General features: G+C 45.0%; 9 protein-coding genes. 7 read left to right on the plus strand and 2 right to left on the minus strand.

Translation table 11 applies throughout. The annotated features are described in order from the left end of the window. Positions 1–32 precede the first annotated feature (32 nt). The 6 genes from ABW391_RS13275 to ABW391_RS13300 all read left to right on the plus strand — a co-directional run bounded on the left by ABW391_RS13275 (position 33) and on the right by ABW391_RS13300 (position 3,633). Positions 33–626: an ATP-dependent Clp protease proteolytic subunit gene (locus ABW391_RS13275; RefSeq protein WP_353482447.1), complete on the plus strand. Its 594-nt coding sequence runs from the start codon at positions 33–35 to the stop codon at positions 624–626. A gap of 413 nt (positions 627–1,039) precedes the next feature. Beyond that, entirely contained in the window at positions 1,040–2,113 is a 1,074-nt protein-coding gene (locus ABW391_RS13280; RefSeq protein WP_353482362.1) for a glycosyltransferase, read from the plus strand. Positions 2,114–2,243: 130 nt separating this feature from the next. Continuing rightward, positions 2,244–2,495 carry a hypothetical protein gene (locus ABW391_RS13285; RefSeq protein WP_353482363.1) on the plus strand — a complete coding sequence of 84 codons (252 nt, stop codon included), beginning with the start codon at positions 2,244–2,246 and terminating at the stop codon, positions 2,493–2,495. A gap of 312 nt (positions 2,496–2,807) precedes the next feature. Then, positions 2,808–2,996 (plus strand): hypothetical protein, encoded by a 189-nt coding sequence (locus ABW391_RS13290; protein WP_353482364.1) that lies wholly within the window; start codon positions 2,808–2,810, stop codon positions 2,994–2,996. Then, positions 2,993–3,340, plus strand: a complete 348-nt coding sequence (locus tag ABW391_RS13295) for a hypothetical protein (RefSeq protein WP_353482365.1) — start codon at positions 2,993–2,995, stop codon at positions 3,338–3,340. The genes ABW391_RS13290 and ABW391_RS13295 overlap by 4 nt, the downstream gene beginning before the upstream one ends. Beyond that, complete coding sequence (locus ABW391_RS13300) at positions 3,337–3,633, plus strand: hypothetical protein (protein WP_353482366.1); 297 nt, start codon at positions 3,337–3,339, stop codon at positions 3,631–3,633. The genes ABW391_RS13295 and ABW391_RS13300 overlap by 4 nt, the downstream gene beginning before the upstream one ends. Positions 3,634–3,671: 38 nt before the next feature. Here the strand turns inward: ABW391_RS13300 and ABW391_RS13305 are convergent, their stop codons facing one another. Together ABW391_RS13305 and ABW391_RS13310 are read right to left on the minus strand one after the other, a co-directional pair. Next, on the minus strand, positions 3,672–4,103 hold the full coding sequence (locus ABW391_RS13305; protein WP_353482367.1) for a hypothetical protein: 432 nt from the start codon (positions 4,101–4,103) through the stop codon (positions 3,672–3,674). 280 nt (positions 4,104–4,383) lie between these two features. Then, positions 4,384–4,584 carry a hypothetical protein gene (locus ABW391_RS13310; RefSeq protein ID WP_353482368.1) on the minus strand — a complete coding sequence of 67 codons (201 nt, stop codon included), beginning with the start codon at positions 4,582–4,584 and terminating at the stop codon, positions 4,384–4,386. A 180-nt stretch (positions 4,585–4,764) separates the two neighbouring features. Between ABW391_RS13310 and ABW391_RS13315 the strand changes: the two genes are divergently transcribed. Beyond that, positions 4,765–5,015, plus strand: a 251-nt coding sequence (locus tag ABW391_RS13315; RefSeq protein ID WP_353482369.1) for a helix-turn-helix domain-containing protein, incomplete at its 3' end; no start/stop codon positions are given.

Raw genomic sequence — 5,015 nt, forward strand, 5'->3', positions numbered from 1 at the left:
TGTTATACTTATGCTTTGAACAAGGAGACCCCATGCCAAATCTAGTACCAATCGTGCTTGAACAAACCTCAAAAGGTGAACGCAGTTATGACATCTACAGCCGATTGCTAAAGGACCGTGTGATCATGCTGGACACAGAAGTATCAGAACACACAGCCAGTTTGTTGGTAGCACAAATGCTGTTTTTAGAAAGTGATAATCCAGACAAAGACATCAGTCTATATATCAACTCACCCGGCGGATCAGTCACAGCAGGCATGGCCATCTATGATACCATGCAGTTCATCCGGTGTGATGTACAGACCATTGTGATGGGACAGGCCTGCTCCATGGGAAGTCTGCTAAGTACAGCAGGAGCACCAGGCAAGCGTATGATCCTGCCCCATGCCCGACACATGATTCACCAACCATCAGGCGGTGCTTCAGGACAAGCCACAGACATCCAAATCCAAGCACGTGAAATTCAAAAGATGAAAGAATATCTTACCACTATCTATGTCAAGCACAACTCAGCGGGCAAAACCTTTGAGCAGTTATCAGCAGACATGGAACGTGATTTCTTCATGTCAGCCCAAGAAGCCCTGGACTATGGACTAGTGGACAAGATACTTGACAAGAGAAGTTAAATGTTTTTCAATATTGCCAAACAACCGCAAGCAAACTTATAAGCAATCTTTGTGACTTCTTGCTCTAACACTTGTGATTTCCTATTTAAAATACTGACTGATCAATAGTAATAAGTGCGACTGGCTTGGCTGTTGCGATATTCGTACATAACTTCACCCCAGGCAATCAAAAACTCATATATACTGCTGAAAAATTTAGTGATCATATCCATGTTCCTTGTTGTTTGTAGGTGTATTCTTGTTGCAAACGATCAACGTCTGCGGCGTTTTGTGGGTATTTGCTGGCTATGTATGCTTCTAGTTTCGTTTGGTAATTCGAACTTGGAAACATTTCGGCCAAGCGTTCTAGTAGATGTGTTAACATAATGTTCTCCTGTCAAGTATTTACCACTAAGTAGAAACCATTATATATTATGAAAATCAGATTAATTGGACAAAGAAACCAGTACGGAATAGGCGTACATTATAGCAATTTTGCCGATGCATTAAAACGCATAAGTTATCTAGGTGATCTAGTGGAAGAAGTCAACTGCGATAATCAAGATGAGTTATGGGCCGGGGTTGAACGCAGTCGTCCGGAAGACATCAATATCTCGTTTGTGAGCATGCCCATACAAGACCACTTTGCTGGCACCAATATTCAATGGGTGGTGTTTGAAAGCACTCGAGTGCCACCTACAGTGATGAACACCATGTTGACCGCAGATCAAGTGTGGGTTCCCAGTGAGTGGGGACGGAAGATTTTGATTGATAGTGGGGTTGATCCTGACCTATGCCATGTGGTTCCAGAAGGGGTAGACAGTAGTCGATATCATCCATATGCACCCAGAGTAGAATCACCTATACTAAGCTATCTCATTGCCGGCAAGTATGAACTGAGAAAAAGCATTATTGAAACCATATATGCCTGGATCCAGGAGTTTGGCAACGACCCTGATGTGGAACTGGTGATCAAAAGCAACTATTTTACCAACCAAGAGGCCAAGTACAATGAACTATCTGGCTGGATCGAAAGCACTGGTATCCACAATGTGCGAGTGTTATGGGGCACCAGTAGTACATCTGATCTAATTGACCTGTATCAACAAAGCCACATTTTTGTGTTGCCCACCAAAGGTGAGGGGTGGGGACTGCCACTAATCGAAGCCGCGGCAGTGGGCCTGCCCATCATCACAGTCATGCACAGTGCTCACACTGAATTTTTACAGCACATACCATCAAGTGTGATACCTGTGGAGTTTGACATGGCTCCCATTGCCTGTGAAGAATATAAATTTTGTTATCCCACTGAAGATGGCAACTGGGGCTCATGGGCACAACCCAGAGTTGACAGCATACGCTCAGCCCTGAGAACAGCCCGGGACAATTATGTCACACTACAATCAAGGGCCTTTGCTAACAGTTCTATCATACGTGATGCATTTTCGTGGGATCGATCAGTAGATCGTGCGTTGAGCATACTACATGCCAGCGAATTATTGAAGTAAAAATGTAACCCTAAAAAGTAATACTTTAGTACTAACAAAACCCTACAGCAATGTGGGGTTTTCTTTTGGTTGACCAATAATGGTCCTTTTGCTATAATATAGACATAGAGTAACAAAACAGGAGTCCCAAATGCGCCACGTAGCAGGTTTTAGTAATAGCACCCGAATTCGTTTTATCGTCAACGGTTTTGGCATGTACGGCACCATCAATGACATCTACACAAAAACAGCCACAGTGAGCCACGGTGCCGCTCTGCGACTGGCCATCCAAAAATTGGCTTATGATCGCCGTCGCAGTCCCAGCAGAGGCGAAGGTCGTCCGGTGGGTGTTGGTATCACCCACGAAGGCATTGACATACAAATCACCTTGATGGCCAATTGATTTTGGTTGACCAATATTTCCCAATCAGTTATACTACTTGTATAGAAATTAAAAGGAGCCAGAAATGAGTCATAGTTATTATGTTGTTAGCAAAGGTTCAGGTCTTATTGTCAACGACGGTCCTAACAAAACTCGTGCATACAAAACTTTTGGTGCCGCAATGGCCACCCGCACTCGTCTTTGCCGCAAGTCAGGTTGGAACATCTCTGAACTTACTATCATAGACACCAAAAGTTACAAACCCAAGATGATCACCCGTACAAATCTTATGACCGGTCAAGAATATCAAGAGGACGTGAATACCCCTCGCTCTTGCTCACCAGCCTCAGAACTTTTTTGGACAATGTAATGCAAGACAAAGACTACTGGTTTAAAATGTCGTGGACACAATCTTATGACACCTGGCCCCGGCCTGTGACCAGGCCAGCAGAATATCGGGAACCCGAAATTGTAGACTTTGCTCAAGCCCGTGAAGTGTTGTTGAGGATCATGGCCAAATGAAATGGTTCGCTGAAACTACTGACTACAAGGACTCCACTCCCAATGGTGTGTACTTGTTGGATGATGGCAAGAGCAAGATGTATGCGTTCAAGGCCAAGGGCACAGGTGCTATAAAGGTATTCAAAAACCCAATCCGTATTGATCTGCGTGGGCGTAAGTTTGCAGTCAACCCTGTGCAATTCAAGACTGAGTTGACGGAACCCGAACCCGAAGGTCGTGTGTTCACAGTGACCGGATCCAAAGGCGACCAGTACACAGTAAACGAAGTGCGTGGCTCATGGTCATGCACCTGTTCAGGATTCAGATTTAGAGGCGAGTGTAAACACATCAAGGAGTTGTCATGAAATTGACCCTGATTGCGGCATTGTTATTTGTAAACGGCATGGCTCATGCTCAAAGTTACAACATTCAGTTTGAAGCCCAACCCAACCTGCCAGAAAAAATCATACGCTGGGTGGTGGTGGAGAATGTGAGTGCAGTTTGCCAAAACAAGATACCAGCCCTGTCTGGTCAACACATCCTGGCCTGCTCAGAATACAACAACCGTGCCTGTACTATCTACACTGGACTGGTTACTGACATGGCCATAGTGGGTCACAAAATACGGCATTGCTTTGAAGGGCAGTGGCACCGGTAATTTAGGTACATTCACAAGAAAGCCCCTTTCGGGGCTTTTTATTTGTAGATGTAATTCACAGTGTCAGAATTTTCGCGGTAGATACCAGCACCATTCTTCAAATGGAAACGCTTGGCCATCTCGGTCTTGGGACTGAGTGTAACGTAGGTATCAATGTCAGGAAATTCCGCTTTGATTGATTCTTGAGCCCGAACAATCAGTTCGCGCCCTGCCCCAGACGCATACGACCAAATTGTGTAAAATACCGCAGTTTTGGCACTCCCGACCAACTCTACCAAGTCATCCACTGCCGCAGGAATAGCATCCAAAAACTTTACACATGTCACTGCACGAGTTTGGTCTCCGTCTTTCAGCATGTATATTCTGCTGTTGGAATTTATTCGTTGGTCAGCAGGTATCTCAGGGCGCACTGGGTCGTCCTTTAGGAGATTAACAATTTCGTCTGTGATACTTGTGATGGTGTGTAACATAATACGCTCTTTATATGCTTGCAAACCTATTTATCAAAGGTACGTAGAAAAAGAAAACAGGGCCCTTCAGCCCTGTATTTCTCGATACTTTTCCAAAGCCCGTATCCTGGCTATGAGTAATCTAGTCTTGACATAATCACTTAGTTCTTCATCATCATCCAGGTCTGGTTGAAATGGTTGAACCCGAGGCTTACGTGCCTGACTGGAACACAAGAATTCATCATCCGGTGCATCATATGGGTTGGTACCCTGCAACCGGATTGATGTAAACCTGTTGGGATTACTTCTTAGTAGTTTCGGCTTTGGCGGCAGGCGCAGGCGTTGCGCTTTTGGCATCCACCTTGGCAGGTGTACTGACTGCCAAGGCAGGCGCAGTAACAACAGGCTTGGCTTCTACTTTCTTTTCTTCTTTCTTGGGTGCATCTGCGGCAAATACAGAAACGGCAAACACGGTAGCGATGAGAGCGACGAATTGTTTCATGGTAATCTCCTTTGATTTGAAACTAGCAAGAATTTATCTTGCTGTATATACAACGCCATAGCCCTACAAAAGGTTGACACAGTTTGGTAATGTTGCCAAAACATGTTGTGATTGTGTTACAGTTGTACTATAATACTTAGATGCTGTACGCAACGGCTACACTTAAGAAAGGTAAAAATTATGCGTTTTAATGAAGACACCAAGACTTACAAAGTCTTTTCCGCACTGCAATCTGGCGAGACATTGACTCCTGCCCAAGCACAACACCGTTTCGGTGTTAAGAACCTCAGCGCCGAAGTCAGCCGCGTTCGCCAGGCTGGTTTCTGTGTTTATGCCAACAGCCGCACCGCCGGTAATGGCGTTAAGGTTACTGAGTACCAAATCGGCAAACCATCGAGAAAACTTATTGCCGCAGGCTATAAGGCAATGGC

Source organism: Haliscomenobacter sp. (assembly GCF_040403615.1).
In the GTDB taxonomy this organism is placed as follows: Bacteria; Bacteroidota; Bacteroidia; order Chitinophagales; family Saprospiraceae; genus Haliscomenobacter.

What these genes read in the sequence shown, in the direction of transcription:
- ABW391_RS13275 (WP_353482447.1), top strand. Translation starts at nt 33, where the DNA reads ATGCCAAATCTAGTACCAATCGTGCTTGAACAAACCTCAAAAGGTGAA.
- ABW391_RS13280 (WP_353482362.1), top strand. Translation starts at nt 1,040, where the DNA reads ATGAAAATCAGATTAATTGGACAAAGAAACCAGTACGGAATAGGCGTA.
- ABW391_RS13285 (WP_353482363.1), top strand. Translation starts at nt 2,244, where the DNA reads ATGCGCCACGTAGCAGGTTTTAGTAATAGCACCCGAATTCGTTTTATC.
- ABW391_RS13295 (WP_353482365.1), top strand. Translation starts at nt 2,993, where the DNA reads ATGAAATGGTTCGCTGAAACTACTGACTACAAGGACTCCACTCCCAAT.
- ABW391_RS13300 (WP_353482366.1), top strand. Translation starts at nt 3,337, where the DNA reads ATGAAATTGACCCTGATTGCGGCATTGTTATTTGTAAACGGCATGGCT.
- ABW391_RS13305 (WP_353482367.1), bottom strand. Translation starts at nt 4,103, where the DNA reads ATGTTACACACCATCACAAGTATCACAGACGAAATTGTTAATCTCCTA.
- ABW391_RS13310 (WP_353482368.1), bottom strand. Translation starts at nt 4,584, where the DNA reads ATGAAACAATTCGTCGCTCTCATCGCTACCGTGTTTGCCGTTTCTGTA.